The following is a 26,351-nucleotide window of genomic DNA, read 5'->3' as shown; positions in this document are numbered from 1 at the left end:
TTCCGATAGTTAGCAGCACGATACCGGCAATTTAAGTCAATTGACGAACAGGAAGAACCGTGGCTAGATAAAAGACGATGTTATGCCCGTTGGGTATAGAGGTTTTATATTTAAGACGATAAGGGTGTCAGGGTCACATGAACGAACAATATTCCGCAATGCGAAGTAATGTCAGTATGCTCGGCAAACTGCTCGGGGATACGATAAAGGATGCACTGGGAGAGAACATCCTCGATCGGGTGGAGACCATCCGCAAGCTCTCTAAGTCATCCCGTGCAGGAAATGACACTCATCGTAAGGAACTGCTCTCCACGCTGCAAAACCTGTCTAACGACGAGCTGTTGCCGGTGGCACGCGCGTTCAGCCAGTTCCTTAACCTCACCAACGTGGCAGAGCAGTATCAAACCATTTCGCGCAGCGGCGACGGCGCTAACCATCCGGAGCTGCTGAAAAAGACCTTCGAGCGCCTGAAGCAGCAGAGCGATCTCAGCGAGCCGGCCATCCGCCAGGCGATTGAGGAGCTGTCGCTGGAGCTGGTGCTCACCGCTCACCCGACCGAAATTACCCGCCGCACGCTGATCCACAAGCTGGGCGAAGTGAACAGCTGTCTGCAGCAGCTCGACCACAGTGACATCACCGACTACGAACGCAACCAGGTTATGCGCCGTCTGCGTCAGCTGGTAGCGCAGGCGTGGCACACCGATGAGATCCGTAAATATCGCCCGACGCCGGTAGATGAAGCCAAATGGGGCTTCGCGGTGGTGGAGAACAGCCTGTGGGAAGGCGTGCCGGCGTTTCTGCGCGAGCTAAACCAGCAGGTGGAAGAGAGCTTCGGCATCCAGCTGCCGGTGGATTTTGTGCCAATCAAATTTACCTCGTGGATGGGCGGCGACCGTGACGGTAACCCGAACGTCACCGCACCGATTACCCGCCACGTGATGCAGCTAAGCCGCTGGAAAGCCGCCGACCTGTTCCTGCGCGACATCGGCGTGCTGGTGTCGGAGCTGTCAATGTCCGAGTGCAGCGACGAAGTGCGCGAACTGTGTGGCGATGCGGAGGCGCTGGAGCCGTATCGCGTGATTCTGAAGCGTATCCGCAGCCAGCTGATGAGCACCCAGAGCTATCTGGAGCGCCGCCTGAAGGGCGAGCGCCTGCCGCGTCCGGCCGATCTGCTGGTTTCAAACGATCAGCTGTGGCAACCGCTGTTTGCTATTTATCAGTCGCTGCAGCAGTGCGGCATGGGCATCATCGCCAACGGCCAGCTGCTGGATACGCTGCGCCGCGTGAAATGCTTCGGCGTGCCGCTGGTGCGTATCGATATCCGTCAGGAGAGCACCCGCCACACCGAAGCGATTGCCGAAGTGACGCGCTATCTCGGACTGGGCGACTACGAAAGCTGGTCAGAAGCCGACAAGCAGGCGTTCCTGATCCGTGAACTGAATTCCAAGCGGCCGCTGCTGCCGCGGCAGTGGGAGCCCAGCGACAACACGCGTGAAGTGCTGGATACCTGCAAAGTGGCGGCAGAAGCGCCGCAGGGCTCGATTGCCGCCTATGTGATTTCGATGGCCAAAACGCCGTCTGACGTGCTGGCGGTGCATCTGTTGCTGAAAGAGGCCGGTATCCCTTACGCAATGCCGGTGGCGCCGCTGTTTGAAACCCTCGACGACCTCAACAACGCCAATGACGTGATGAGCCAGCTGCTGAATATCGACTGGTATCGCGGCTTCATCAACGGCAAGCAGATGGTGATGATTGGCTATTCCGACTCGGCAAAAGATGCCGGTGTGATGGCAGCCAGCTGGGCGCAATATCAGGCCCAGGATGCGCTGATTAAAACCTGCGACAAAGCCGGCATTACCCTGACGCTGTTCCACGGACGCGGCGGTTCGATTGGCCGCGGTGGCGCACCGGCGCATGCAGCTCTGCTGTCACAGCCGCCGGGCAGCCTGAAAGGCGGCCTGCGCGTGACCGAACAGGGAGAAATGATTCGCTTCAAATATGGCCTGCCGGAAGTCACCATCGCCAGCCTGTCGCTTTACACCGGGGCGATTCTGGAAGCCAACCTGCTGCCACCGCCAGAGCCAAAACGCGAATGGCAGGAGATCATGAACGGCCTGTCAGCCTATTCGTGCGCCATGTACCGTGGCTATGTGCGTGAAAATCCGGACTTCGTACCCTACTTCCGCTCGGCGACGCCAGAGCAGGAGCTGGGTAAACTGCCGCTCGGATCGCGCCCGGCGAAACGGCGTCCGACCGGCGGCGTAGAGTCGCTGCGCGCCATTCCATGGATCTTCGCCTGGACGCAGAACCGCCTGATGCTGCCCGCGTGGCTGGGGGCCGGCGCGGCGCTGCAGAAAGCGATGGACGAAGGCCATCAGGATCAGCTGGAAACCATGTGCAGCGAATGGCCGTTCTTCGCCACGCGCCTCGGCATGCTGGAGATGGTGTTCTCGAAGGCTGACCTGTGGCTGGCGGAGTATTACGATCAGCGTCTGGTGGATAAATCGCTGTGGCCGCTCGGCAAACAGCTGCGCGATCAGCTCGATGCCGACATCAAAGCGGTGCTGACCATCGCGAACGATGCGCATCTGATGGCGGACCAGCCGTGGATCGCCGAATCCATCGCGCTGCGTAACGTCTATACCGATCCGCTCAACGTGCTGCAGGCGGAACTGCTGCAGCGTGCGCGTGCGCAGGAAGAGCGCGGCGATGAACCTGATGCGCGCGTAGAACAGGCGCTGATGGTCACTATCGCTGGCGTCGCGGCCGGCATGCGTAACACCGGCTAACGGCGCGTCACGTATCGCACAGCAAGAAGGGGGCCCTGAGGCCCCCTTCTCTTTTTTATCCTTTCACGCTTATGCCACCAGCGTCGGGCGAACACCCAGCGTATGGCAGATGGCGTAGCTCATCTCGGCGCGGTTCAGCGTGTAGAAATGAAAGTCCTTCACCCCTTCGCGCGACAGGATTTTCACCATGTCCATGGCGATGTTGGCACCGACCATTTTGCGCGTCTCCGCATCATCATCCAGCCCGTCAAACATGGCGTTCATCCAGCCCGGTACGCGCACGTTGGTCATGGTGGCGAAACGCTGCAGCTGTTTAAAGTTGGAGACCGGCAGAATGCCCGGCACGATCTCCACGTCGATACCGGTGGCCACGCAGCGATCGCGAAAGCGCAGATAGCTCTCCACATCGAAGAAAAACTGGGTGATCGCGCGACTGGCGCCGGCATCAATTTTTCGCTTCAGGTTGATCAGATCCGCCTGCGCACTCTTCGCTTCCGGATGCACTTCGGGATAGGCCGCTACCGAGATGTCGAAATCACCGACCTCTTTCAGCAGCGACACCAGATCGCTGCCGTACATGTCTGGTTTGCCGCCGCCCGGTGGTAAATCGCCGCGCAGCGCCACGATATGGCGAATGCCGTTATTCCAGTAGTCTCGCGCAATGGCGCGCAGTTCATCGCGCGTCGCATCAATACAGGTGAGATGCGGTGCCGCTTCCAGTCCGGTGCGCTCTTTAATGCCTTTGATGATGCTGTGAGTGCGGTCGCGCTCGCCGGAGTTGGCTCCGTAAGTTACCGAGACGAATTTGGGTTTCAGGCTGCTCAGGCGGTCGATGGAGTTCCACAGAGTTGCTTCCATTTCGCTGGTGCGGGGCGGGAAAAACTCAAAAGAGACATTAATTTGCCCGTTCAGCTCAGCCAGGCTCTGGTTCAGCGCTTCGCGCTGATTGGCATGAAAGAAACTCATCCTGTTACCTCATCATCACATATCGATTAATTTGCGAACCGCGAACATCCATACGTTTAGACGTCCAGATGCACAAAATGAACGATCTTCAGCTTAGCGTCAACATAAAATTGTTTGCCGGGCGTGACAAATATTCAACCAAAGTGAAAGGGATTCACCTGACGGGGAAGCAGAGGGAAAAACGCAGACAGCGGACGCCGTCTGCGCAGCAGGTTTACAGCAGTTGGGCGAGACGATTGATATCAGACTGTAGCGCACCGGCGGTGACATCCCGGCCGGCGCCCGGCCCGCGGATCACCAGCGGATTGTCGCGATACCAGCGGCTTTCAATAGCAAACACGTTATCACACGGCAGCAGCGCCGCCAGCGGATGCTCCGGACGCACCGCTTCCACGCCGACGCGCGCTTTACCGTTGGCATCGAAACGCGCTACGTAGCGCAGCACCAGACCCATCTCCTGTGCGGCTTCGAAGCGCTGCAGCATCTGCTCGTTCAGCTCGTCGGCGTTTTCAAAGAAGTGGTCAATGGATTCGCCTTCGCACTGTGACGGCACCAGCGATTCAACCCGCACCTGATCCGGTTCGATGTCGTAACCGGCTTCGCGCGCCAGAATCACCAGTTTGCGCATCACGTCCTGACCGGAGAGATCAACGCGCGGATCGGGCTCGGTTAAGCCCTGCTGCCACGCCTGATCGACCAGCTCGCTGAACGGCACCGTGCCGTCAAACTGCAGGAACAGCCACGACAGCGTGCCGGAGAAGATACCGCTGATCGCCAGAATGCTGTCGCCGCTTTCACGCAGGTCGCGCACCGTATGATTGACCGGCAGTCCGGCACCCACGGTCGCGTTATACAGCCAGTGGCGGCCGGTTTTGGCGAAGGCGTCGCGTACCTGACGCCAGCTCTGGCCGCTGGCAGCGCCGGCCACTTTGTTGGCGCTGATGACGTGGAAGCCGTGGCTGGCAAAATCGTGATACTGCTGCGCCAGCGAATCACTGGCGGTGACGTCGAGCACCACCAGATCGTCAAACGGGTGCGCGCGCATCCACAGGAACAGCGACTCTTCGTCGCGCGCTTCGGCTTCATCATCAAAGAAGGCCAGCGCCCGACTGGCGTCGAGACCGTCATAGCTCAGCAGGCTGCGGCTACTGTCCGCCACGCCCGCCAGCACAAACTCGAACCCGGTACGCGCCGACAGCGTCTCCTGCTCGCGCGCGAACAGCTCCAGCCAGCGTGAGCCGATATTGCCTTTGCCGAACAGAATCAGGCCGATGCGCTTCTCGGCGCGGAACAGCGACTGGTGCAGTCCCTGAATCAGGTGCTGGGTCGGTCCGACGCGCAGCACCGCCACCAGGCTGATGTGATCTTCTGACTGCCAGACGAATTCGACCGGCTGGTCTTTGATCTGCTGCCAGAAGCGATGGCTGTGCAGCGGATTACGCGTTACGCCAGCACCGACCAGCGCCACCAGCGCCAGACCGTCGCGCAGCTGCAGATGACCGGGCAGCGCCGCGTCCTGCAGCAGGTTAAAGGCGCTGTTGACCACTTCCGAGGTGTAACACAGCTGCAGCAGGCGACGATCCGGATGGATACCCATCGCCAGCGGACGCAGCTGCGCGCGCTTCAGCAGCAGATCGATCTCTTTCTGCTGGGTAGCAAAATCGTGGCTATCGGGAATCTGAATCTCAACCAGGCAGACATCGTCGTGGCTGGTGACAATGCGCGCGCCGGTGCCGGACGCCAGCACGCGCTCAATGCGCGTTGAGCCCTGCTCCGGCTGATAGCTGCAGCGCAGCTGTAAATCGATGTCGCTGTTGGAGACCGGCTGCAGCGTACGCGTGTGCAGCACCGGCGCCGCCAGTCGGGCCAGCTCGCTGGCCTCATCCAGCCGCAGCAGCGGCAGCAGGCAGGCATCGGAAACCTTGCGCGGGTCCGCGCTGTAAACGCCAGCCACGTCGCTCCAGATGGTGACGCGGTTCACGCCCGCCAGCGCGCCAATCTGCGTTGCCGAGTAGTCAGAGCCGTTACGGCCGAGCAGCACGGTTTCGCCCGCTTCGCTGCGGCTGATAAAACCCGTCACCACCAGACGCTTATGCGGATGCTGCGCCAGCAGCGCCTGCAGCAGCGGCCAGGATTTGCCTTCATCTACCTGCGGCTGCGCCGCACGTTCGGCACGCAGGAAGTCGCGCGCATCCAGCCACGCCGCTTCGATATCGCGCTGGCTGAGCACCGCCGCCATCAGGCGCGCCGACCAGATTTCGCCGTGGCCAACCACTTCGGCGTACACCGCATCGGTGATGGCGCCGTCGAGCAGCGCCGCCAGGCGTTCAAGATCGCGGATGAAGGCTGCGGTCAGGGTTTCTGCATATTCAGCAGGCAGCAGTGCAGCGATCAGTTCGCTGTGAAAACGGCGTAACGCCTGTTGCACCTGATGGGCCGATAAGCGATCGCTCTGGCTCAGCTTGAGCCAGCTGATCAGCTGGTTAGTGGTGCTGCCTGCGGCAGAGACCACCATTAAGTCGCCCGGCTGGCTGTAATCGGCCATGATACCGGCGACGCGCTGATAACAGCGCGCGTCGGCCAGGCTACTGCCACCAAATTTATGCAACTGCTTGATCGGCGTTCCCGCGCCTGCTGAAATCGTCATGGTTACCCCTCGGCTGCAATCCTGAATGCATTATCCAGGTCGGCGATTAAATCTTCGTGATCTTCAATTCCGACAGAAATACGCAGCAGCGAGTCGGAAATGCCCGCTGCGGCACGCGCGTCCGCCGACATGCCGGCGTGCGTCATGGTGGCGGTATGCGAAATCAGACTTTCCACGCCGCCCAGCGACTCCGCCAGCGTAAACAGCTGCAGCGCTTTCAGGAAGCGGCGCAGCCGCGCCTCATCGGCGTCGAGTTCAAAACTGAGCATGGCGCCAAAACCGCGCTGCTGACGCGCGGCAAACTGGTGTCCGGCGTTCTCTGGCAGAGACGGATGATACAGCTTTTTCACCAGCGGTTGTTGCTTCAGGTAATCAACAATCGCCAGTGCGTTACGCTGCGCCGCCGCCATGCGCGGTGCCAGGGTGCGCAGGCCGCGCAGCAGCAGATAGCTGTCAAACGCCGCGCCGGTGACGCCAATGTTATTCGCCCACCAGGCGAGTTCCGTGACCAGCGCCGGATCTTTAGCGATGACCGCACCGGCCACCACGTCCGAGTGACCATTGAGATATTTGGTGCAGGAGTGGATCACCAGATCGGCACCCAGCGCCAGCGGGTTCTGCAGCGCCGGGCTGAGGAAGGTGTTGTCCACTACGCTCACCGCACCGGCAGCACGCGCGGCGGCGCAGATGGCCGCAATGTCCACCACGCGCAGCAGCGGATTGCTCGGGCTTTCGACCAGCACCAGCTTTGGTTTTTCCGCCAGCGCCGCCGCCAGTGCCGCTTCATCGCCCTGATCGACAAACTTCACGCGGTAAGCGCCGCGCTTGCTCAGGCTGTCAAACAGACGATAGCTGCCGCCGTAGCAGTCGTGCGGCGCCACCAGCAGATCGCCTGGCTTCAGGAACACCGTCGTCACCAGATGAATCGCCGACATCCCGGTGTTGGTCAGCACCGCGCCCGCGCCGCCTTCCAGCTCAGCCAGCGCGCGCTGGACCACATCGCGCGTCGGGTTACCACGGCGTGAATAGTCATGCGCGCGCGGCTCGTTGAAATCGAGGAAGTTATAGGTGCTGGAGAGGTGAATCGGTGGGACAACGCAGCCATATTGCTCGTCATCATTCAAACCGCTGCGTACTGCGATGGTTGCCTGTTTACGCGTCATGGTGCTTACTGTTCCTGAAGTGTAATAAAAAAGTGGCAACAGAATAACATTCCGCAACTGGACGTCAATACATCTGGACATCTAAATGTCTTTGCGTATAGATTGAGCAAAGCCGCAATACCCGCTAAAATTACGCGTCATCGCCTGGTGTTCAGCGCGCTTTCCTGTGAAACGCGATGTGTAAGCATAAAACCGGCAGTTTAAGCGGTCAGGCATCGAAAAATCGGGCATAATCAACGGATTTCCCCATATTCAACTTTTTATTGATTAAGGTAACCCATGGCTGAATGGAACGGCGAATATATCAGCCCTTACGCTGAACACGGTAAGAAGAGCGAGCAGGTTAAGAAGATTACAGTTTCTATCCCGCTGAAAGTGCTGAAGATTTTAACGGATGAGCGTACCCGCCGTCAGGTGAACAATCTGCGTCACGCCACCAACAGCGAACTGCTGTGCGAAGCCTTTTTGCATGCCTTCACCGGGCAACCGCTGCCGAATGATGTTGATCTGCGTAAAGAGCGCAGCGACGAGATTCCGGAAGAAGCAAAACAGATTATGCGTGAGATGGGCATCGATCCCGACAGCTGGGAATACTGAGGCCAGAAATAAAAAAACCCAGCCGAGGCTGGGTTTTTTCTTGCAACCGAATAGTGAAGATTCGCCGGCAAATAATCTTATTTCTTGCTGCCTGGGATGCTGAAACGCTTGTTGAAGCGATCAACACGACCACCAGAGTCAACAACACGCTGCTTACCGGTGTAGAACGGGTGGCATTTGCCGCACACGTCCAGGTTCAGGGTACCAGTCATGGTTGAACGGGTGTTGATCACGTTGCCGCAAGAGCAGGTGATGGTCACAGCTTCGTATTTCGGGTGAATACCTTGTTTCATGGGAGAACCTCATAAAAGGCCGTGTCGCTCTCCGTGCCAGGCGAACCTGCACAGCACCACACGCGGTTAATAAATGGTGTATCTTTGACGAGTCATCTCATCAAAGGCGGCATAGTATACAGAAAATGAGCGCATTGATCAAATCCGCGCAATGCGCCGCGCTCAGCCACTCCGGATAAACGCCTGCAGCCAGCGCCGCCGCGCGCTGAAGTATGACGGGGGTGACGCCAGCGTGTACACTACTTCTCCTTTTTACAGAACCGGATAGAGATCGACATGCCCGTTGTTCAGGTTGCCCTGCCCGTTCCGCTGCCTCGCCTGTTTGACTACCTGCTGCCCGCCGATGCGCCGCAGCCGGTGGCCGGCGCGCGCGTCAGCGTACCGTTCGGCAACCGGAAAATGACGGGCATCGTGGTTAGCACGCGCGCCACCAGCGATCTCCCCCTTGCCCAGCTGAAGCAGATTGATGCGTTGCTCGACGACCGCTCGCTGTTCTCACCCGCGCTGTGGCGCATCCTCAACTGGGCCGCCGGCTACTATCACTCTCCGCTCGGCGAAGTGCTCAGCCATGCGCTGCCGGTGCTGCTGCGTCAGGGCAAGCCGGCCCAGGAAGCGCCGCTGTGGCAGTGGGTAGTGAACGAAGCCGGGCGCGAAGTGGCGCTGGAAAGCCTGAAGCGCGCGCCGAAACAGCAGCAGGCGCTGGCGGCGTTGCGTCAGCGGCCGCTGTATCGGCATCAGATCGGCGAGCAGGATTTTACCGATGCCGCGCTGCAGGCGCTGCGTGCCAAAGGCCTGTGCGACCTGCGCGAACATGCGCCACAGCAGCACGACTGGCGCACCAGTTTCGCGGTGAAAGGTGAACGGCTGCGGCTGAATACCGATCAGGCGATGGCGGTGGGCGCCATTCGCAGCGAGGATGAACATTACACCGCGTGGCTGCTGGCAGGCATTACCGGATCGGGTAAAACCGAGGTCTATCTCAGCGTGCTGGAGAATGTGCTGGCACGCGGCAAACAGGCGCTGGTGCTGGTGCCGGAAATTGGCCTGACGCCGCAAACTATCGCCCGTTTCCGTGAACGCTTCGATGCGCCAATTGATGTGCTGCACTCGGCGCTTAATGACAGCGAGCGTCTGGCGGTATGGCTGCGCGCGCGCAGCGGCGAGACCGCCATTGTTATCGGCACACGATCCGCGCTGTTCACACCGCTGGCGCGGCCGGGCGTGATCATCATCGATGAAGAACACGACAGCTCCTACAAACAGCAGGAGGGCTGGCGCTACCAGGCGCGCGATCTGGCGGTATTCCGCGCTCACGAAGAAGATGTGCCGATTGTGATGGGCTCGGCGACGCCAGCGCTGGAGACGCTGCACAACGTGCGTGTCGGTAAATATCGCCAGCTCAACCTGACCAAACGTGCCGGTAACGCCAAACCGGCGCTGCAGCAGCTAATCGATCTCAAGGGGCAGCAGCTGAAAGGCGGTCTCGCGCCAGCGCTGCTGGCCAGGATGCGCCAGCACCTGCAGGCGGATAATCAGGTTCTGCTGTTTCTCAATCGCCGCGGCTTTTCGCCGGCGCTGATGTGCCACGACTGCGGCTGGCTGGCGGAGTGTCAGCGCTGCGACAGTTATTACACGCTGCATCAGCAGCATCGTCAGCTGCGCTGTCACCACTGCGACAGCCAGCGTCCGCTGCCGCATCAGTGTCCGGGCTGCGGTTCCACCCATCTGCTGCCGGTCGGCGTGGGCACGGAACAGCTGGAGCAGCAGCTCAGCACGCTGTTTCCTGGCGTACCGGTGTCGCGCATCGATCGCGATACCACCAGCCGCAAAGGCGCGCTGGAACAGCATCTGGCCGATGTGCATCGCGGCGGGGCGCGCATTCTGGTCGGCACGCAGATGCTGGCCAAAGGCCATCACTTCCCGGACGTGACGCTGGTATCGCTGCTGGATGTCGATGGCGCGCTGTTTTCCGCCGATTTCCGTGCCGCCGAGCGCTTTGCCCAGCTTTATACGCAGGTTGCCGGCCGCGCCGGCCGCGCCGGTAAGCAGGGCGAAGTGCTACTACAGACGCACCATCCGGAACATCCACTGCTGCAAACGCTGCTGCATCGCGGCTATTTTGCGTTTGCCGATCAGACGCTGCTGGAGCGCCAGTCAGTGCAGCTACCGCCGTGGACCAGCCACGCACTGTTTCGCGCTGAAGATCTGGATAACGCGCAGGCGGCGGAGTTCCTTACTCAGCTGCGTAACCTGCTGGAAGCCAGCCCGCTTAAAGATGAAGCGATGTGGCTGATGGGGCCGGTGCCGGCGCTGGCACCGAAGCGCAGCGGACGCTGGCGCTGGCAACTGCTGCTACAGCATCCGTCGCGCAAGCGGCTGCAGCAGTTGCTGAGCAGTTCACTGCCGCTGGTTACCACCCTGCCCGCCGCGCGCAAAGTCAAATGGACGCTGGATATCGACCCCACCGAGAGTTAAGCCGCGCCACATCTGCGAGCCAGATCGAAAAAAGTCGCACAAGTCACAATTTTTATGCAAATTAAGTAACAACCTCACACGGCGTTGGGTTAACAATAGTGCCCGTCCCGGCACTGGGCCGGCTATGTGTGAATATCTATGCGCTGTACCGCGTCAGGAGTTAACGTTGGATCAGAAGCAACCCTCATCGGCAGCCACCATGAAAGATGTGGCCGAGCAGGCTGGCGTCTCCACCGCCACGGTTTCGCGCGCGCTGATGAATCCGGAAAAAGTCTCCGCCGCGACCCGGCAGAAAGTGGAACAGGCGGTGCAGGCCGTCGGCTATGCGCCGCACGGTCTGGCGCGCAACGCCAAACGCGGCGACACGCAAACCATTCTGGTGATTGTGCCGGACATCTGTGACCCTTTCTTCAGCGAGATTATCCGCGGCGTGGAAGTGACCGCCGCGCAGGAAGGCTATCTGGTGCTGATTGGTGACTGCGCGCATCAGGATCAGCAGGAGAAAACCTTCCTTAACCTGATGCTGACGCGCCAGATTGACGGCATGGTACTGCTGGGTTCGCAGCTGCCGTTTGACGCCGGCATTGAAGATCAGCGTAATCTGCCGCCCATGGTGATGGGCAACGAGTTCGCGCCGGAGATGGCGCTGCCCACGGTGCATATCGATAACCTGACCGCGGCCTTTGAAGCGGTGAATCATCTGTTACAGCTGGGCCATCGGCAGATCGCCTGCATCACCGGACCGGAACATATCCCGCTCAGCCAGTATCGGTTGCAGGGCTACATCCAGGCGCTGCGCCGCAGCAATATCGCCATCGATCCCACGCTGATTGTGCACGGCGACTTCACCTTTGAAGCCGGTGCCAGCGCGCTGAAGCAGCTGATGAGCCTGCCGCAGCCGCCGAAAGCCCTGTTCTGCCATAGCGATCTGATGGCGCTGGGCGCGATGAACCAGGCGCGTAAGCTGGGAATGCGTATTCCGCAGGATCTGTCGGTGGTCGGCTTCGATGATATCGAGCTGGCACAATACTACGATCCGCCCCTGACCACCGTGGCACAGCCGCGTTTTGCCATTGGCCGCGAAGCGATGCTGCTGCTGCTGGATGAGCTGCAGGGCAAACGGGTCAATAACGGTTCACGCCTGCTCGACGCCGAACTCCGCGTCCGCGGCAGTACTGCACCGGCAGCAAAACGCGAAAAATGAATGCGGGAACCCTGCATTTTCAGCAGATTCTGAAGGCAGACTGTGCTGGTCAAAGTTCCAGCCCTTGAGTAACATGACGCATTCCTTGCCGGGCAAAATTAACACCCCATTTACACGCCCAGTGGCATTTTTTTGAAGGGTATCAGAACGAAAGTGGCACAGAGAGATTACGTAGGCCGCGGGCGTTCAACAGGGACGCGTCGCAAAAAACCCGCAGGCCGCAGCAAGAAAAGCAAAGGCGGCTCCGGCACTTCAAAGCTGATGATAGTACTGGCCGTGGCAGTGCTGGTGACCTTTGCCGGTGGTTTATGGTTCATCTCGCATCACAAAAAAGAAGAAACACCGGTGATTCCGAATCATAAAGCCAACGGTAATGGCCTGCCGCCGAAGCCGGAAGAGCGCTGGAAGTACATCAAAGAGCTGGAAAATCGTCAGGTGACCGTGCCGTCGCCCACCGAGCCGTCTGCCGGTGGCGAAATCAAGTCGCAAACCCAGCTGACCGACGAACAGCGTCAGCTGCTGGAGCAGATGCAGGCCGATATGCGCCAGCAGCCAACCCAGCTGAATGAAGTGCCGTGGAACGAACAAACCCCGGCTCAGCGCCAGCAAACGCTGCAGCGTCAGCAGCAGGCACAACAGCAACAACAGCAGTTGCAGCGTCAGCAGCAGCAGTTACAGCAGCAGCAGCGTCAGCAACAGTTGCAGCAGCAACGCCAGCAGGAATTGCAGCAGCAGGCGGCACGCCAGCAGCAGCAACAGGCCGCGCCGATCACTCGCGAGCCGGCGAAGCCGCAGGAGAGCGCCAAAGCCAAAACGGAAGAGAAAGCGAGCACCCAGCGCTGGATGGTGCAGTGTGGCTCGTTTAAAGGCACCGATCAGGCGGAATCGGTACGCGCCGGTCTGGCGTTTGAAGGTTTCGAAAGCCGCATCACGACTGGCGGCGGCTGGAATCGCGTGGTGATTGGGCCGTTTAAAGACCGCAGCAGCGCAGACAGCACCGTGAAGCGCCTGCACAGCTCCGGCCACAGCAGCTGTATCCCGCTCGCCCTGCCTTAATCCTCCCTGCTCGCCCCCGGCAATTTGCAGCATCAGATATTGCCGGGGGTTGAAACCCCACAGGATTACCCCATATCTGGTTGCATGATACGCCGCGCCCGCTGCGCGGTGTCTTTTTTCCACTGCAACAAGGGGTCTGCCCGTGACAACAATAGTAAGTGTACGACGCAACGGCCGGGTCGTGATCGGCGGTGATGGCCAGGCGACGCTCGGCAATACCGTAATGAAAGGCAATGTTAAAAAGGTGCGTCGTCTTTACAACGACAAAGTGATCGCGGGCTTTGCTGGCGGCACCGCAGATGCCTTTACCCTGTTTGAACTGTTCGAACGCAAACTGGAGATGCATCAGGGCCATCTGGTGAAAGCCGCGGTCGAACTGGCGAAAGACTGGCGTACTGACCGGATGCTGCGCCGCCTTGAAGCGCTGCTGGCGGTTGCCGATGAGAACTCCTCGCTGATCATCAGCGGTAACGGTGACGTGATTCAGCCGGAAAATGACCTGATTGCCATCGGTTCCGGCGGGCCTTACGCCCAGGCAGCCGCCCGCGCGCTGCTGGAGAACACGGAGATGGGTGCGCACGATATCGTAGCCAAAGCGCTGAATATCGCCGGTGATATCTGCATCTACACCAACCACAACATTAACTACGAAGAATTACCGTCTAAGGCGTAAGGACCAAAACCATGTCTGAGATGACTCCACGCGAGATTGTCAGCGAGCTTAACCGCTTCATCATCGGCCAGGACGGCGCCAAAAAAGCGGTCGCCATTGCGCTGCGTAACCGCTGGCGCCGCATGCAGCTTGACGAAGAGCTGCGCCATGAAGTGACCCCAAAAAATATCCTGATGATCGGCCCGACCGGCGTCGGTAAAACCGAAATCGCCCGCCGTCTGGCGAAGCTGGCCAATGCGCCGTTCATCAAAGTTGAAGCCACCAAATTCACCGAAGTGGGCTATGTCGGGAAAGAAGTGGATTCGATTATTCGCGATCTGACGGACTCCGCCATCAAGATGGTGCGCAGCCAGGCGATCGAGAAAAACAAATATCGCGCCGAAGAGATGGCAGAAGATCGCATTCTGGATGTGCTGATCCCGCCAGCGAAAAACAACTGGGGCCAGCCGGAGCAGAGCGCTGAGCCGTCCGCTGCGCGCCAGTCGTTCCGCAAAAAACTGCGCGAAGGCCAGCTGGATGACAAAGAGATTGAGATCGATCTGGCTGCTGCGCCGATGGGCGTTGAAATCATGGCGCCTCCGGGCATGGAAGAGATGACCAGCCAGCTGCAGTCGATGTTCCAGAACCTCGGCGGCCAGAAGCAGAAACCGCGTAAGCTGAAAATCAAAGACGCGATGAAGCTGCTGATTGAAGAAGAAGCGGCCAAGCTGGTGAATCCGGAAGAGCTGAAACAGGACGCCATCGACGCGGTTGAACAGCACGGTATCGTGTTCATCGACGAAATCGACAAAATCTGTAAGCGCGGCGGCCAGTCGTCGGGCCCGGATGTGTCACGTGAAGGCGTACAGCGCGATCTGCTGCCGCTGGTGGAAGGCTGCACCGTGTCCACCAAACACGGCATGGTCAAAACTGACCATATCCTGTTTATCGCCTCCGGCGCGTTCCAGGTGGCCAGCCCGTCGGATCTGATTCCGGAGCTGCAGGGTCGTCTGCCGATTCGCGTTGAGCTGCAGGCGCTGACGGTCAATGATTTCGAACGCATCCTGACCGAGCCGAACGCGTCCGTGACAGTACAGTACAAAGCGCTGATGGGCACCGAAGGCGTTAACGTTGAATTCACCGAAGACGGCATCCGTCGCATCGCCGAAGCGGCGTGGCAGGTGAACGAAACCACCGAGAACATCGGTGCACGTCGTCTGCACACCGTGCTGGAGCGTCTGATGGAAGACATCTCCTACGACGCCAGCGATCGCCACGGCGAATCGATCACCATCGATGCCGAATACGTTGGTCAGCATCTGGATGAACTGGTGGCCGACGAAGATCTCAGCCGCTTCATTCTGTAATTCCAGTCAATACCCAGCCTTGCGCTGGGTATTTTTTTGCCCGCCCGCCCGCTGCACCCGATTATCCCGTTGCCTCTGTTGTCGCTGCGCTGCAAAAGCGGGCGGATTTGATGTATCCTTTGCCTGTTTTCCTTAATGAGTTTTCCCAATGAAAGAACAAGAAAAAGCCGAGATTAAACGTCTCAGCGACCAACTGGACGCGCTGAATCGCAAAGAACCGCAGCTGCTGGAAGCGGGCGATGCCGAAAAGCTTGGCGCGCTGCTGAAAGAGAAAGAGACGCTGGTGCAGGAAATTGAGCGTCTGCGCAACGTGCGCGAAGAGAAGCTGAGCAAAGAAGCCCAGCAGCTGAAAAAGCTGCCGTTCAGCCGTGAAATCACCAAAAAAGAGCAGGCGAACATGGGCGCGCTGAAGAAAAGCGTGCGCGGCCTGGTGGTGGTACACCCGATGACCGCGCTGGGACGCGAGATGGGGCTGAAGGTGATGACCGGCTACGCCAAGCAGCCGTTCTGATTGCCGTTACGCGGCGTGGGCCACGTCGCGTTCTGCCCCGGCAGCCTGCAGCACCTGCTGCGCCAGCGTATCCAGCAAGGCATAGCGGCGGCGATACTCCGCGCGCTTCTTGCTGGCAATCTCTTCCAGATCTTTACGTGCCATGCTCAGTGGCAGCGTAAACAACTCATCACCACGCATTTCCCCGCCCAGTGACAGCCAGAACTCGCTATAGCTGGCAAAGAATTTGTCACCTTTGCTGTGACGGTAGCGCAGACTGCGGAAAACATGGGTGGTATCGCCAACCGCGGTAATGGCCTGTACGCCGCACTGTGCCGCCAGAATAAATACCGCTTCCATCAGCAGACGCTTGGGAAATACGCCGTGCGCGGCTTTGGTGGCATCGCGAATAACGTCACTGGAAATATGTTTCCGCGGCCCCTGCAAGCCCCCAATTAATAGCGTGCACTGCTGCTGCTCCTGAATAATAGAGAATGACAGCGAGGCCAGCGTCATGTCCTGATAATTAAGCAGCAGCGTAATTTCCCCTTCCCGGTCGTAATGGCCGGAGCAGCAATAAAGCGCAAACTGCTCCTCGTTTTTGCCGGTGAAACGGGCAAGAAGATTACCGCTCGGGCTCAGCAGCAACTGGCGCAGCTGATTATTCGCCAGCTTATCCATCAATTGATAATGATCGAGAATCGCCTGCGCACGCTGCGCCACGCTGAAACCGGCGCGCAAATAGGGACGATGCGGCTTAGCCGGCAGTAAGCCCTGGCTGTTTAACAGCTGCGGCAGAAAAGAGAGTTTGGCCAGCTGATGGAGATAATTAAAAGTGGTCAGTGGAAATACCGCTGACCTTAAGGCAAATTTCAGTCGAAATTGCTGGCTATTCCACAGCTTATTTGGCCGCAGCTTTCCACTGACTAAAGGTATAAACAGCGCGGCCGACGAAACGGAGTCCGGCTCAGAATGTGTAATAATAGACATGATTATTTTTACGTCGCGAGATAACTGAAGGCTACTGTATGCCCCAAATTATCAACGGCGCGTTAATAACCACTTTAGCCTGGTCATGACGTGGAGTTTGTTGAGCTGCGGTTTAGGATGGCGATAAAAAAACCGGTGCACGCAGGCACCGGTTATTCACATAGCGTAAGCCAGAACTTATTTTGCCGAGGCGAAACGTGCCGCTGCTTCGTCCCAGTTCACCACGTTCCAGAACGCTTTGATGTAGTCAGGGCGCTTGTTCTGATACTTCAGATAGTAAGCGTGCTCCCACACATCCAGACCGATGATTGGGAAACCAGACACGCCGGCGATGGCTTCGCCCATCAGTGGGTTGTCCTGGTTAGCGGTTGAAACGACCGCCAGCTTGTCGCCTTTTTTCACCAGCCACGCCCAGCCAGAGCCAAAACGGGTCGCAGCCGCTTTCTCGAACTCTTCCTGGAATTTCTCAACGCTACCGAAATCTTTTTCGATTGCCGCTTTCAGGTCGCCCTGCAGCGTGGTGCCGGTTTTCAGGCCTTTCCAGAACAGGCTGTGGTTAGCGTGGCCGCCAGCGTTGTTACGCAGTGGGCCTTTTTTGTCTGCTGGCAGCTGATCCAGTTTGGTGATCAGTTCATCAACCGGCAGGTTTGCGAATTCGGTACCTTCCAGCGCCGCGTTGGCGTTGTTAACGTAGGTCTGGTGATGTTTAGTGTGATGGATTTCCATCGTCTGCTTGTCGAAGTGCGGTTCCAGTGCGTCGTAGGCGTACGGCAGGGATGGCAGTGAATAACTCATGTTCTTCCTCTCCATTTAGTGTTTGGCAGCACAACCTTGCTGGTGTGCCGCATAAGCAGTCGGATCATTATAGTTAAAATCATGATCCGGAAAAGGGTTATCAATGCCTTAGTAATGATAAGGATTTGATCAATCTGGCAAAAGGTGCGCACACACGGCTACACCTTGTGTGTACTGGCGCGCAGCTTAAGCTGCACCGGCAACTCATTGATGGCAGGCGGCTCGTCGCCGTTGAGCGCCGCCAGCAGGCGTTTACCGGCCATGCGCCCCATCTCCTCGTACGGCAGCACAATGCTGGTCAGCGGCGGCGAACATACCGCCGCCAGCGGGCCACCGCCGATGCTGGCAATCGCCAGCTGGCTGGGCACTGAGACGCCGGCCGCGTGACAGGCCATGATGGCGCCGCACGCCACTTCATCGCTGGTACAGATCAGGACGTCCAGTTCCGGCCAGGTGAGACGGATCTCTGCCAGCAGGCTGTGGCCGGCGGCAAAGGTGGGCATTTTTGGTGAGGTCACTACGCGGTGCGGTGCCAGATTCAGCGCCAGCATCCCGCTGTGCCAGCCGTTGAGCAGCTGACGGAAAATAGTGCTGTGCGTTTGTGTGCACAGCAGGCCGGGATGGCGATAGCCGCGCTCCACCAGGCTGTTTACCAGCTGGCGAATGGCTTTCGCATAGTCCACGCCGATGCTAATGCCGGCAGAATCCTGATGCACGCCGCCGATGTCCATCACCGGCAGGCCGGAATTGCTCAGCAGGCGCTGCGCTTCGGCGGCATTGTCGAAATTGAAGTGCACCATCGCGGCCGGGTTGTAAGAGAGCAGCATCTCGATCAGCTCGCTCTCCTCCGCCGCCGAATGATTGGCTTCGGCCAGCATCATGTTATAGCCCTGCGGCCGCAGCACCCCCTGCAGCGCCTCTGACACAATCGCGCTGCCCGGCGTAGCAAAAGAGGGTACCACCATGGTGATCAGCCGCGACGAGGCCGACGCCAGGTTACGCGCCTGCACGTTGGGCACATAGGCCAGTTCCGCGACGGCCGCGTCGATCCTTGCGCGAATTTCGGGCGACACTTTCTCCGGCATACGCAAAGCGCGCGACGCCGTCATGGCGCTGACACCGACCAAACGGGCAACATCGGCCAGCGTGCTTTTGCCGGTACTGCGCCGTCGTTTTTCTGTCATGCGTTCTCCTGTCTCTACCCTGCTGGTTCCGGGTAGCGCTCGATTTATCCGCACGCAGCTTAAAACCAAAAGCAAATTGGTGCCATGTTAAAAACCACAGAATCGGGCATGTCTCATTGGCTGCGTGATTTTCGCTGGCCTGAGCATGTCACCCCGGCCTCAGCGTGACAAACCGCGCGCGCAAAAATGTTATCGCTAACACACTTTTTAACATCACTCGTGTTAGCGCTAACTTTTGCGAGCAACATCACAGAACCCAGGCGATAAAATCACCTACAGTGCACCGCATCGACGAATAAACAGGAATTACTGATGCTCACTCAATGGCTGACACCGCAACATATCCGGGTAATAGACGACGTTAGCGACTGGCAGGAAGCGGTGCGTTTATCGGCCGAGCCGCTGCTGGCGGAGGGGGCAATTACCCCGGCTTATCTGGATGCGATCTTTACCTCGCACGCTGAGCTGGGGCCCTATTATGTGCTGGCGCCGGGTCTGGCGATGCCACATGCGCGTCCGGAACAGGGTGCGCGCAAAAACGGCCTGTCGCTGCTGCATGTAAAACAAGGCGTGAATTTTGCCGCCGATGAAAACGACCCGGTATTTGTCGTTATTATGCTGTGCGCCCTGTCTGGCGACGATCATATTCAGATGATCACCGCGCTGGCTGAGGTGTTCAGCGACGAATCCCGCCTGCAGCAGTTGCTGTCGGCATCGACCCTGCCAGCGATTGAAGCTGTCATTAAAGATTAATCACCAGAGAAACCTGAAAATGAAAAAAGTACTGATTGTGTGTGGAAACGGTTTAGGCAGCAGCTTCATTGTGGAAATGAACGTGAAGAAAATTATTAAGGAGCTGGGTAAAGAGGCTGAAGTGGGTCATACCGATTTAACCTCTGCCAAATCTGAGCAGGCCGATATTATCATCAGCGCTAAAGATATCGCTGACCAGCTGTCGAGCCACAGCGCACAGGTATTTGGCCTGAGCAATTTACTGGATAACGCCAGAATCAAAGAAATTCTCGCCGACAACCTGTAATTGACCCGACGAAATTTACTCACACGGAGTAATTTATGCTGCAGTTTATAATTAAGGATGTTCTTGGAACACCCGCTATACTTGTCGGCCTTTTTTCCCTGATTGGTTTATTACTGCAAAAGAAACCGGTATCCGATGTGATTTCCGGTACGCTAAAAACCATCATGGGTTTTGTTATTCTTATCGCCGGGGCCAACTTAATTGCGGCCACCCTGACCATCTTCAGCCAGCTATTCGAGCACTCGTTCAATATTCAGGGCGTAGTGCCGAATACTGATGCAATGGCCGCGCTGGCACAGAAAAACTACGGTACCGAAACCGCGATGATCATGGTGTTCGGTATGCTGGTGAATATTGTGCTGGCGCGCATCACGCCGCTGAAATACATCTTCCTGACCGGGCACCATACGCTGTATATGTCAGCCATGCTGGCGGTGATCCTGTCAGTGGGCGGCGTGCACGGCTTCTGGCTGGTGCTGATCGGTTCGCTGATTCTCGGCACCATGATGGTGGTATGTCCGGCGATTCTGCAGCCGTTCACCCGCAAAATTACCAATTCGGACGATCTGGCGCTGGGCCACTTTGGCTCCACCGGCTACCTGCTGTCGGCGCTGGTCGGCAAAGCGGTGGGCAAAGGCAGCCCGTCGATTGAAGAGCTGAAAGTACCGAAAACCCTCAACTTCCTGCGCGACTCGTCCGTGGCAATTTCGCTAACCATGATGATTCTGTTTGTCGCGCTGGTGCTGGTCGCCGGTAAAGAGTTTACCGAAAGCCAGGTGAGCGGCGGCCAGAACTTCATCGTCTTTGCCATTATCCAGTCGATCACCTTTGCTGCGGGCGTTTACATCATTCTTGCCGGTGTACGCATGGTGATTGCCGAGATCGTCCCGGCGTTCAAAGGCATCGCCGATAAACTGGTGCCAAACGCTAAACCGGCGCTGGATTGCCCGACGGTCTTCCCGTTCGCGCCGAACGCCGTGATCATCGGCTTCCTGTGCAGCTTCGCCGCCGGGCTGATCAGCATGTTCCTGTGCCCGCTGTTCGGTCTGAGCGTGATTGTGCCGGGCCTGGTGCCGCACTTCTTCTGCGGCGCGACCGCTGGCGTCTACGGCAACATCACCGGCGGACGGCGCGGTGCCATCATCGGTTCCTTTGTTCAGGGGCTGCTGATCTCCTTCCTGCCCGCCATTCTGCTGCCGCTGATGGGTGACCTTGGCTTCGCGTCCACCACCTTTGGTGATGCGGACTTCGGTATCGTCGGCATTGTGCTCGGCCATATTATTTCGTTCTTCCATTGATGTCACAGACAGCGCCTGCGGGCGCTGTTTGCGTAATGAGGAAATCAGCATGAACGCCCGCTTTTCACCGTCCCTGATGTGCATGGATTTGACCCGCTTCCGCGAGCAGATCGAAGCGATGAACGCCAGCGCCTCGTTCTATCATGTCGATATTATGGATGGCAGCTATGTTAAGAATATTACGCTGTCGCCGTTCTTTATTGAGAACCTGCGTAAAATTACCGATGTGCCGATTGATGTGCATTTAATGGTGAACCACCCGGAAGATATTATTCCGATGTGCATTGACGCCGGCGCGGATATTATCAGTTTCCATCCGGAGACGGCGAATAACAAAATTTTCCGTCTGCTGACGCAAATTAAAGAGGCCGGCCGTCGCTGCGGCGTGGTGCTGAATCCGGCTACGCCAGCCGACAGCATTCGTGAATATGCGCATCTGCTGGATAAAGTGACGGTGATGTCGGTCGATCCCGGCTTCGCCGGGCAGAAATTTATTCCGGAAACGCTGAACAAAATTCGCCAGCTGATCGCTATGCGGGAAACGCACGGTTATCACTATCTGACCGAAATCGATGGGTCGTGCAATGCGCGCACCTTTAAGCAGATTGCCGCCTCGGGCGTCGACGTGTTTATTGTCGGCACCTCCGGCCTGTTCAATCTCGACGATGATGTGGCGCAGGCGTGGCAGAAGATGGAGCAGATTTTTGCGCAGGAAACTGCCACAGCGTGATGTCCTTTCACGCCCTGCCAGATGCGCATCAACGCGCATCTGGCACATTATGCTGAAGGGTCGCCATTCATGGCGACCTGATATCTGAATAATTAACGCCCCAGCTCGGTCAGCGACTTATCCAGCGCTCCCACCAGCCAGTCGATATCACCGCTCTGGAACGCCAGCGGCGGACGCAGTTTCAGCACGTTGCCGTACGGCCCGGCCACCGACGTCAGCACATGGTGATCGCGCAGTTTCTCGATCAAATCCAGCGCCAGCGCTTTGTCCGGCATCTTACTGCTGCGATCCTGCACCAGCTCAAACCCGATAAACAGCCCGGCACCGCGCACATCACCAATGCAGTCATGGCGATCCATCAGCTTCTGCAGCTCCGCCAGCAACTGTGCGCCGACCACACGGCTGTGCTCCTGCAGCCCTTCTTCCTGAATCACCGTCAGCACCGCCTGCGCAGCCGCCATCGCCACCGGGTTACCGCCGAAGGTATTGAAGTAAGGGATCTCATCGCTGAACGCCGCCAGCACGTCGCTTTTCGCCAGCAGGCCGGAAACCGGAATGCCGTTGCCCATCGGCTTACCGGTGGTGACCACATCCGGCACCACGCCGTGACGGGCAAAGCCCCAGAAGGCATCGCCGGTGCGGGCAAAGCCGGGCTGCACTTCATCAGCGATAAAAATGCCGCCGTTAGCATGCACCACATCCACCGCTTGCTGCAGGAATCCGCGCGGATTAGGCAGCACGCCGTCGGAGGAGAAGATCGAGTCGGCGAGGAAACCGGCGAATTTAATGCCGTGCGCTTTCATGTCATCAATCTGCTGCTGTATCTGATCGGCGAACCATGCCCCGAGGTCGGGCGCATCGACACGATAAGCATCCGGCGGTGGCACCAGGCGGGTGGTCGGTGCCAGCGGCTGACCGCTACCCAGCGCCGGTGACGCGCCAGAGGTCAAATCACTGGTACCGTGGTACGCCTCCTGCGAGACAATAATGCCGGTGCCGCCGCTCCAGGCGCGCGCCACGCGAATCGCCAAATCGTTGGCTTCTGAGCCGGTACACATATACATGGCGCGGTCGATGGCTTCCGGCGTGGTCGCCAGCAACGCTTCGCTGTAGTCAAGAATGCGCTCGTGCAGATAACGCGTGTGCGTGTTCAGCATCTTCATCTGCTGATTCACCGCCTCAATGACCGCCGGATGGCAGTGGCCGATGCTCGCCACATTGTTATACACATCCAGATATTTGTTACCCGCCGCATCCCACAAATACTGCCCTTCGCCGCGCACCAGATGCACCGGCTTGCGATAAAACAGACGATACGATTCGCCCAGCACTTTGCTGCGCTTGTCCGTCAGAGTGCGGGTGGCCGGATCCAGCGCGTCGGCGTGTTCGGCGCGAAAACTGTTGGTATCCATGATGGTGGAACGTGTAACCATGGTAACTCCCGTTGCGAAGGTGAAAGGGGTGTTTGCAGCCTGATCTCTGCGAACATCATGCCTGCTTTAGTGAAAAATGCAACCAAATACACAAATACAACCAAATACACATGACGCCACGATGACACTCAGGTAAGCTTAGGCCCAGCTTCGCTCTGCCACAGGGAAACGTCATGCTGCAGGAAACCCGTTTACATCGCATCCGCGCGCTGCTGAGCACGCAACATCAGCTCAGCACTGAACGCATCATCAAAGAGCTGGGCATTTCACGGGAAACGGCACGGCGCGATATCATTTCGCTTGAGGCGCAGGGGCTGGCGCGCCGCGTACATGGCGGTCTGGTGGCGCTGGAGAGCCCGCCGGAGCCGCCGCTGCAGGTGCGCCGTAACGCACAGGCCAGAGAGAAACGCGCGATTGCCGCCGCGGCGGTACAACATCTGCAGCCCGGCCAGACGCTGTTCCTCGATGCCGGCACCACCACCACGCTGCTGGCTGAAGAGCTGCGCACCATGTCCGGCCTGACCATCATCACCAACAGTCTGCAGGCGGCACTGGCGCTCAGCGCGGCCGAAGAGCATGAAACCCTGAATAACCAGGTGCTGCTGCTGGGCGGCATGATGATGGCCGGCGCGCAGCAGACGCGGGGAGAAATGACGGTGGGGGAAATTTATCGATATCGCGCCGACGTGGCGCTGCTGTCACCGGTCGGCATCGATGCCCGAAACGGCGCCAGCAGCTTCCATCCGCATGAAGCCGCCATCGCGCACGCCATGGTACAGCAGGCCAGCCGCACCCTGCTGCTGGCGGATCACAGCAAACTCGGCGTGATCAGCCGTACCCAGTACGCCCCTGTCGGCGATATCGATCTGTTGATTTGCGACGGCGGCGCGGCAAAGCCCGGTGCGCTCAACGCTCTGCAGCAGGCGTTAGCGGTGCAGGTGGTGTAAGGCACGGTCACCGTACTGACGGCACGGTGACCTCATCGATTATGGCTGAACCAGCGTGTGGATTTTTTGGCTTATTTTCTCAACCAGCCGTCCGTCATTTTTAAAAACAAACTCATCGGAAAATATCTGATGGCCGTTACTGTAGCCAGGCGACCACAGCTGATTATTTTTCAGTGAGTCCTGATAGATGCCAACCAGTGCTTTGTTATAAGCCGCCGAGATATGCACCACGGCGGTATCGGGAGTAATCACGCAATCACTTTGCTTAACCGCAGCGAAAGCGTGATACAGCGAGGGAACGCGGTATAACTTCGCGGGGTGCAGCGACGCCTGTTCCAGCGCGCCTTTGTGATCGAGCACCACGATATTGGTGGCCGCATTGTGCCTGACAATCGCCCCGATTAGCTCATTCAGCTGCTGCTCAGAGAGGTCACGATCGGCATGACTGGCATAAATATTGATTAAAATATTGTGCTCATCAGCGGAAAACATGCCGGACTGGTGAATTTCGGCATCAATTCGCTCAGGGTAAAATATTTCATAATTCAGTCCATCAACCGTCTCAACCTGAAGATAGTCAAGAACCGCACGATAGATATTTTTAACGTGGTTATTAAGGTGATCGAACTGAATGTTGATATCGTAAGGTTTAAGCCAGCCAGGCTTGTTGAAACCCAGCGTCATTTTAGGATTGATATCGGCAATCATTTTGGGCATATACAGCGCGGTTTGCCAGATAGCCGTATCGATCAATAAATCGTAAGCATTGTCTCTCAGGAGGGTCACGACCTCACTCCCGATGGCGGTGTCATATTTATCGCGCTGATGACAATCGCTGAAACTGTCCGAGAGATAGATGTTGTGAATATACGGGTTATGCCGGAAAAGGCTCTCATTCTCCTTTACCGCCAGAATATCTACACGATACCCGGCTTCAAACAGCGCTCTGAGAAAACACGTAGAAACAATGGCATCGCCGATTTTACCTTCATTGCGAACCAGCAGAATGGATTTGATATCCTGTTTATTCTGTTTGTGGCATGAAGACTTTTTCCATTTCCTTGCTGCAAAATAAAGATCAAGAGAATATTTAATCTCTTTCTTTAAATAATTACGCCTGCGATTCAGCTGCCGCAGCTTTTTAATTAAAGCCATAATGGATATATTATTATTGATTGAGACGTTAATGATAGCGCATCAACTTCTTCATTCCTATCAAAAAGAATGTCACATTAAAAACTATTGCATGCATATTATTTAGCAGGCTAACCAGAAAAGCGCAGCGTAATAAAAGATTGCCTGACACATCCCGGTACGCCGCACGCCGCGAACGATGAAATCCCCGGCATGTACCGCACATCAACCGTTAATCAGACGCTGCGGATGGCTGTACACCGTGGCGCGTCCCGGTTTAGAAAAACCGACCAGCGTCAGGTTACAGCGCTCGGCCACTTCAACGGCCAGCTGGGTGGCGGCCGAGACGGCAAACAGAATCTCTACGCCGCACATGGCAGATTTTTGCACCATCTCATAGCTGGCGCGGCTGGAAACCAGCACCGCACCCTGCTGCCAGTGCTGCTGGCTGCGCTGACCCAGCAGCTTATCCAGCGCCACGTGGCGACCCACGTCTTCGCAGCCGCCCTGCAGTTCGCCCCGCGGCGACATCCACGCGGCGGCGTGCGTACAGCCGGTCAGATTGCCGATGGGCTGGAAATCGCGCAGCTGTGCCAGCCCGTTATCAAGGCAGGCCAGATCGAAGGTCTGCGTAAACGGCAGCGGCTGCACCGGCTTGCCGATTTGATCCAGCTGCTCCACCCCGCATACGCCGCAACCGGTGCGGCCCGCCATGGCGCGACGCTGCGCCTTCAGCGCCATAAAACGCCGGCTGGAGAGTTCGATCTGCACTTCGAACCCATTGCAGCCCGGCACCACATCCATGCCATAGATCTCGCCGGGTTGCTCAATAATGCCTTCGGAGAGCGAAAAACCGAGCGCAAAAGCCTGCAGATTATCCGGCGTCGCCATCATCACCACGTGTGAAATGCCGTTGTAGACCAGCGCCACCGGCACTTCCTGCGCCAGCCAGTCGCTTTCCGCTTCAGTAATCGCGTGGCGCTGCCATACGGTGGTCTGGCTCAGTCCTGCGATCTCATTCACATTCTGGTTACTTTTTTGCTGTTTCGCTTTCACTTCTCTCGTCTCGCATAACAACCACATTAAAGTAGTGGTAATATCA

23 protein-coding genes are annotated in these 26,351 nt (G+C 57.9%); 13 read left to right on the top strand and 10 right to left on the bottom strand.

Features of this window, described 5'->3' with window-relative positions; genetic code table 11:
• Positions 1–137: 137 nt before the first annotated feature.
• A complete protein-coding gene (gene ppc / locus F3J41_RS22095) occupies positions 138–2,789 on the top strand; it encodes a phosphoenolpyruvate carboxylase (protein ID WP_031279588.1) in 2,652 nt (883 codons plus the stop codon).
• Between the two features lie 69 nt (positions 2,790–2,858).
• Here ppc and metF read toward each other — a convergent pair whose 3' ends face one another.
• From metF to metB, 3 genes are all read right to left on the bottom strand, one after another.
• Positions 2,859–3,755, bottom strand: a complete 897-nt coding sequence (gene metF / locus F3J41_RS22090; protein WP_166712455.1) for a methylenetetrahydrofolate reductase — start codon at positions 3,753–3,755, stop codon at positions 2,859–2,861.
• A gap of 214 nt (positions 3,756–3,969) precedes the next feature.
• The gene (locus F3J41_RS22085; RefSeq protein ID WP_021506835.1) at positions 3,970–6,402 is read right to left on the bottom strand and encodes a bifunctional aspartate kinase/homoserine dehydrogenase II; all 2,433 of its coding nucleotides are present in this window, start codon (positions 6,400–6,402) and stop codon (positions 3,970–3,972) included.
• Between the two features lie 2 nt (positions 6,403–6,404).
• Positions 6,405–7,565: a cystathionine gamma-synthase gene (metB, locus tag F3J41_RS22080; RefSeq protein WP_021506836.1), complete on the bottom strand. Its 1,161-nt coding sequence runs from the start codon at positions 7,563–7,565 to the stop codon at positions 6,405–6,407.
• A gap of 279 nt (positions 7,566–7,844) precedes the next feature.
• Between metB and metJ the strand changes: the two genes are divergently transcribed.
• Positions 7,845–8,162, top strand: a complete 318-nt coding sequence (gene metJ, locus F3J41_RS22075) for a met regulon transcriptional regulator MetJ (protein WP_007885403.1) — start codon at positions 7,845–7,847, stop codon at positions 8,160–8,162.
• Between the two features lie 77 nt (positions 8,163–8,239).
• Here metJ and rpmE read toward each other — a convergent pair whose 3' ends face one another.
• Positions 8,240–8,455, bottom strand: coding sequence for a 50S ribosomal protein L31 (gene rpmE, locus F3J41_RS22070; protein WP_021506837.1), 216 nt, complete (start codon positions 8,453–8,455; stop codon positions 8,240–8,242).
• 276 nt (positions 8,456–8,731) lie between these two features.
• Between rpmE and priA the strand changes: the two genes are divergently transcribed.
• The 6 genes from priA (at position 8,732) to F3J41_RS22040 (ending at position 15,720) form a co-directional block, all read left to right on the top strand.
• Positions 8,732–10,930, top strand: coding sequence for a primosomal protein N' (gene priA / locus F3J41_RS22065; RefSeq protein WP_166712453.1), 2,199 nt, complete (start codon positions 8,732–8,734; stop codon positions 10,928–10,930).
• A 166-nt stretch (positions 10,931–11,096) separates the two neighbouring features.
• Positions 11,097–12,134 carry a DNA-binding transcriptional regulator CytR gene (cytR, locus tag F3J41_RS22060; protein ID WP_021506839.1) on the top strand — a complete coding sequence of 346 codons (1,038 nt, stop codon included), beginning with the start codon at positions 11,097–11,099 and terminating at the stop codon, positions 12,132–12,134.
• A 153-nt stretch (positions 12,135–12,287) separates the two neighbouring features.
• A complete protein-coding gene (ftsN, locus tag F3J41_RS22055; protein WP_072209006.1) occupies positions 12,288–13,190 on the top strand; it encodes a cell division protein FtsN in 903 nt (300 codons plus the stop codon).
• A 142-nt stretch (positions 13,191–13,332) separates the two neighbouring features.
• Positions 13,333–13,863 (top strand): ATP-dependent protease subunit HslV, encoded by a 531-nt coding sequence (hslV, locus tag F3J41_RS22050; protein WP_031279590.1) that lies wholly within the window; start codon positions 13,333–13,335, stop codon positions 13,861–13,863.
• A gap of 11 nt (positions 13,864–13,874) precedes the next feature.
• Positions 13,875–15,209: an HslU--HslV peptidase ATPase subunit gene (gene hslU / locus F3J41_RS22045; protein ID WP_021506842.1), complete on the top strand. Its 1,335-nt coding sequence runs from the start codon at positions 13,875–13,877 to the stop codon at positions 15,207–15,209.
• 148 nt (positions 15,210–15,357) lie between these two features.
• Positions 15,358–15,720, top strand: coding sequence for a YibL family ribosome-associated protein (locus F3J41_RS22040; protein WP_021506843.1), 363 nt, complete (start codon positions 15,358–15,360; stop codon positions 15,718–15,720).
• Between the two features lie 6 nt (positions 15,721–15,726).
• Here the strand turns inward: F3J41_RS22040 and F3J41_RS22035 are convergent, their stop codons facing one another.
• The 3 genes from F3J41_RS22035 to F3J41_RS22025 all read right to left on the bottom strand — a co-directional run bounded on the left by F3J41_RS22035 (position 15,727) and on the right by F3J41_RS22025 (position 18,668).
• Positions 15,727–16,689 (bottom strand): VirK/YbjX family protein, encoded by a 963-nt coding sequence (locus tag F3J41_RS22035; RefSeq protein ID WP_058775583.1) that lies wholly within the window; start codon positions 16,687–16,689, stop codon positions 15,727–15,729.
• Positions 16,690–16,866: 177 nt separating this feature from the next.
• Positions 16,867–17,484, bottom strand: a complete 618-nt coding sequence (gene sodA, locus F3J41_RS22030; protein WP_021506845.1) for a superoxide dismutase [Mn] — start codon at positions 17,482–17,484, stop codon at positions 16,867–16,869.
• 158 nt (positions 17,485–17,642) lie between these two features.
• Complete coding sequence (locus F3J41_RS22025) at positions 17,643–18,668, bottom strand: LacI family DNA-binding transcriptional regulator (protein WP_058770772.1); 1,026 nt, start codon at positions 18,666–18,668, stop codon at positions 17,643–17,645.
• Between the two features lie 312 nt (positions 18,669–18,980).
• On the opposite strand from F3J41_RS22025, the gene F3J41_RS22020 reads away from it, so the two are divergent.
• The 4 genes from F3J41_RS22020 to alsE are packed head-to-tail and all read left to right on the top strand — an operon-like array spanning position 18,981 to position 21,735.
• Positions 18,981–19,421, top strand: a complete 441-nt coding sequence (locus F3J41_RS22020) for a PTS sugar transporter subunit IIA (protein ID WP_021506847.1) — start codon at positions 18,981–18,983, stop codon at positions 19,419–19,421.
• A gap of 19 nt (positions 19,422–19,440) precedes the next feature.
• Entirely contained in the window at positions 19,441–19,707 is a 267-nt protein-coding gene (locus F3J41_RS22015; RefSeq protein ID WP_021313417.1) for a PTS sugar transporter subunit IIB, read from the top strand.
• Positions 19,708–19,742: 35 nt separating this feature from the next.
• Complete coding sequence (locus tag F3J41_RS22010) at positions 19,743–21,005, top strand: PTS ascorbate transporter subunit IIC (RefSeq protein WP_058758148.1); 1,263 nt, start codon at positions 19,743–19,745, stop codon at positions 21,003–21,005.
• Positions 21,006–21,054: 49 nt separating this feature from the next.
• Entirely contained in the window at positions 21,055–21,735 is a 681-nt protein-coding gene (gene alsE / locus F3J41_RS22005) for a D-allulose 6-phosphate 3-epimerase (protein ID WP_166712451.1), read from the top strand.
• A 92-nt stretch (positions 21,736–21,827) separates the two neighbouring features.
• Here alsE and F3J41_RS22000 read toward each other — a convergent pair whose 3' ends face one another.
• Positions 21,828–23,168: an aspartate aminotransferase family protein gene (locus tag F3J41_RS22000; protein ID WP_166712449.1), complete on the bottom strand. Its 1,341-nt coding sequence runs from the start codon at positions 23,166–23,168 to the stop codon at positions 21,828–21,830.
• A 173-nt stretch (positions 23,169–23,341) separates the two neighbouring features.
• Between F3J41_RS22000 and F3J41_RS21995 the strand changes: the two genes are divergently transcribed.
• Positions 23,342–24,115 (top strand): DeoR/GlpR family DNA-binding transcription regulator, encoded by a 774-nt coding sequence (locus F3J41_RS21995; protein ID WP_021506851.1) that lies wholly within the window; start codon positions 23,342–23,344, stop codon positions 24,113–24,115.
• A 39-nt stretch (positions 24,116–24,154) separates the two neighbouring features.
• Here F3J41_RS21995 and F3J41_RS21990 read toward each other — a convergent pair whose 3' ends face one another.
• Together F3J41_RS21990 and fdhD are read right to left on the bottom strand one after the other, a co-directional pair.
• Complete coding sequence (locus F3J41_RS21990; protein ID WP_152390315.1) at positions 24,155–25,270, bottom strand: glycosyltransferase family 9 protein; 1,116 nt, start codon at positions 25,268–25,270, stop codon at positions 24,155–24,157.
• Positions 25,271–25,474: 204 nt separating this feature from the next.
• Complete coding sequence (fdhD, locus tag F3J41_RS21985; RefSeq protein ID WP_058770769.1) at positions 25,475–26,305, bottom strand: formate dehydrogenase accessory sulfurtransferase FdhD; 831 nt, start codon at positions 26,303–26,305, stop codon at positions 25,475–25,477.
• Between the last annotated feature and the right edge of the window lie 46 nt (positions 26,306–26,351).

The sequence above is a fragment of the Pantoea sp. Ap-870 genome (genome assembly GCF_011752515.1).
In the GTDB taxonomy this organism is placed as follows: domain Bacteria; phylum Pseudomonadota; class Gammaproteobacteria; order Enterobacterales; family Enterobacteriaceae; genus Pantoea; species Pantoea dispersa.
The sequence above is the reverse complement of the archived record's forward strand: the minus strand, read 5'-3'. Positions and strand labels throughout refer to the sequence as shown.

Excerpts from the sequence above, each read along its gene's own strand:
- F3J41_RS21990 (WP_152390315.1), bottom strand. The coding sequence starts at position 25,270 with ATGGCTTTAATTAAAAAGCTGCGGCAGCTGAATCGCAGGCGTAATTAT.
- sodA (WP_021506845.1), bottom strand. The coding sequence starts at position 17,484 with ATGAGTTATTCACTGCCATCCCTGCCGTACGCCTACGACGCACTGGAA.
- ppc (WP_031279588.1), top strand. The coding sequence starts at position 138 with ATGAACGAACAATATTCCGCAATGCGAAGTAATGTCAGTATGCTCGGC.
- F3J41_RS22000 (WP_166712449.1), bottom strand. The coding sequence starts at position 23,168 with ATGGTTACACGTTCCACCATCATGGATACCAACAGTTTTCGCGCCGAA.
- priA (WP_166712453.1), top strand. The coding sequence starts at position 8,732 with ATGCCCGTTGTTCAGGTTGCCCTGCCCGTTCCGCTGCCTCGCCTGTTT.
- F3J41_RS22040 (WP_021506843.1), top strand. The coding sequence starts at position 15,358 with ATGAAAGAACAAGAAAAAGCCGAGATTAAACGTCTCAGCGACCAACTG.
- F3J41_RS22025 (WP_058770772.1), bottom strand. The coding sequence starts at position 18,668 with ATGACAGAAAAACGACGGCGCAGTACCGGCAAAAGCACGCTGGCCGAT.
- metB (WP_021506836.1), bottom strand. The coding sequence starts at position 7,565 with ATGACGCGTAAACAGGCAACCATCGCAGTACGCAGCGGTTTGAATGAT.
- F3J41_RS22035 (WP_058775583.1), bottom strand. The coding sequence starts at position 16,689 with ATGTCTATTATTACACATTCTGAGCCGGACTCCGTTTCGTCGGCCGCG.
- metF (WP_166712455.1), bottom strand. The coding sequence starts at position 3,755 with ATGAGTTTCTTTCATGCCAATCAGCGCGAAGCGCTGAACCAGAGCCTG.
- F3J41_RS22085 (WP_021506835.1), bottom strand. The coding sequence starts at position 6,402 with ATGACGATTTCAGCAGGCGCGGGAACGCCGATCAAGCAGTTGCATAAA.
- alsE (WP_166712451.1), top strand. The coding sequence starts at position 21,055 with ATGAACGCCCGCTTTTCACCGTCCCTGATGTGCATGGATTTGACCCGC.
- hslU (WP_021506842.1), top strand. The coding sequence starts at position 13,875 with ATGTCTGAGATGACTCCACGCGAGATTGTCAGCGAGCTTAACCGCTTC.
- metJ (WP_007885403.1), top strand. The coding sequence starts at position 7,845 with ATGGCTGAATGGAACGGCGAATATATCAGCCCTTACGCTGAACACGGT.
- F3J41_RS22020 (WP_021506847.1), top strand. The coding sequence starts at position 18,981 with ATGCTCACTCAATGGCTGACACCGCAACATATCCGGGTAATAGACGAC.
- F3J41_RS22010 (WP_058758148.1), top strand. The coding sequence starts at position 19,743 with ATGCTGCAGTTTATAATTAAGGATGTTCTTGGAACACCCGCTATACTT.
- F3J41_RS21995 (WP_021506851.1), top strand. The coding sequence starts at position 23,342 with ATGCTGCAGGAAACCCGTTTACATCGCATCCGCGCGCTGCTGAGCACG.
- rpmE (WP_021506837.1), bottom strand. The coding sequence starts at position 8,455 with ATGAAACAAGGTATTCACCCGAAATACGAAGCTGTGACCATCACCTGC.
- F3J41_RS22015 (WP_021313417.1), top strand. The coding sequence starts at position 19,441 with ATGAAAAAAGTACTGATTGTGTGTGGAAACGGTTTAGGCAGCAGCTTC.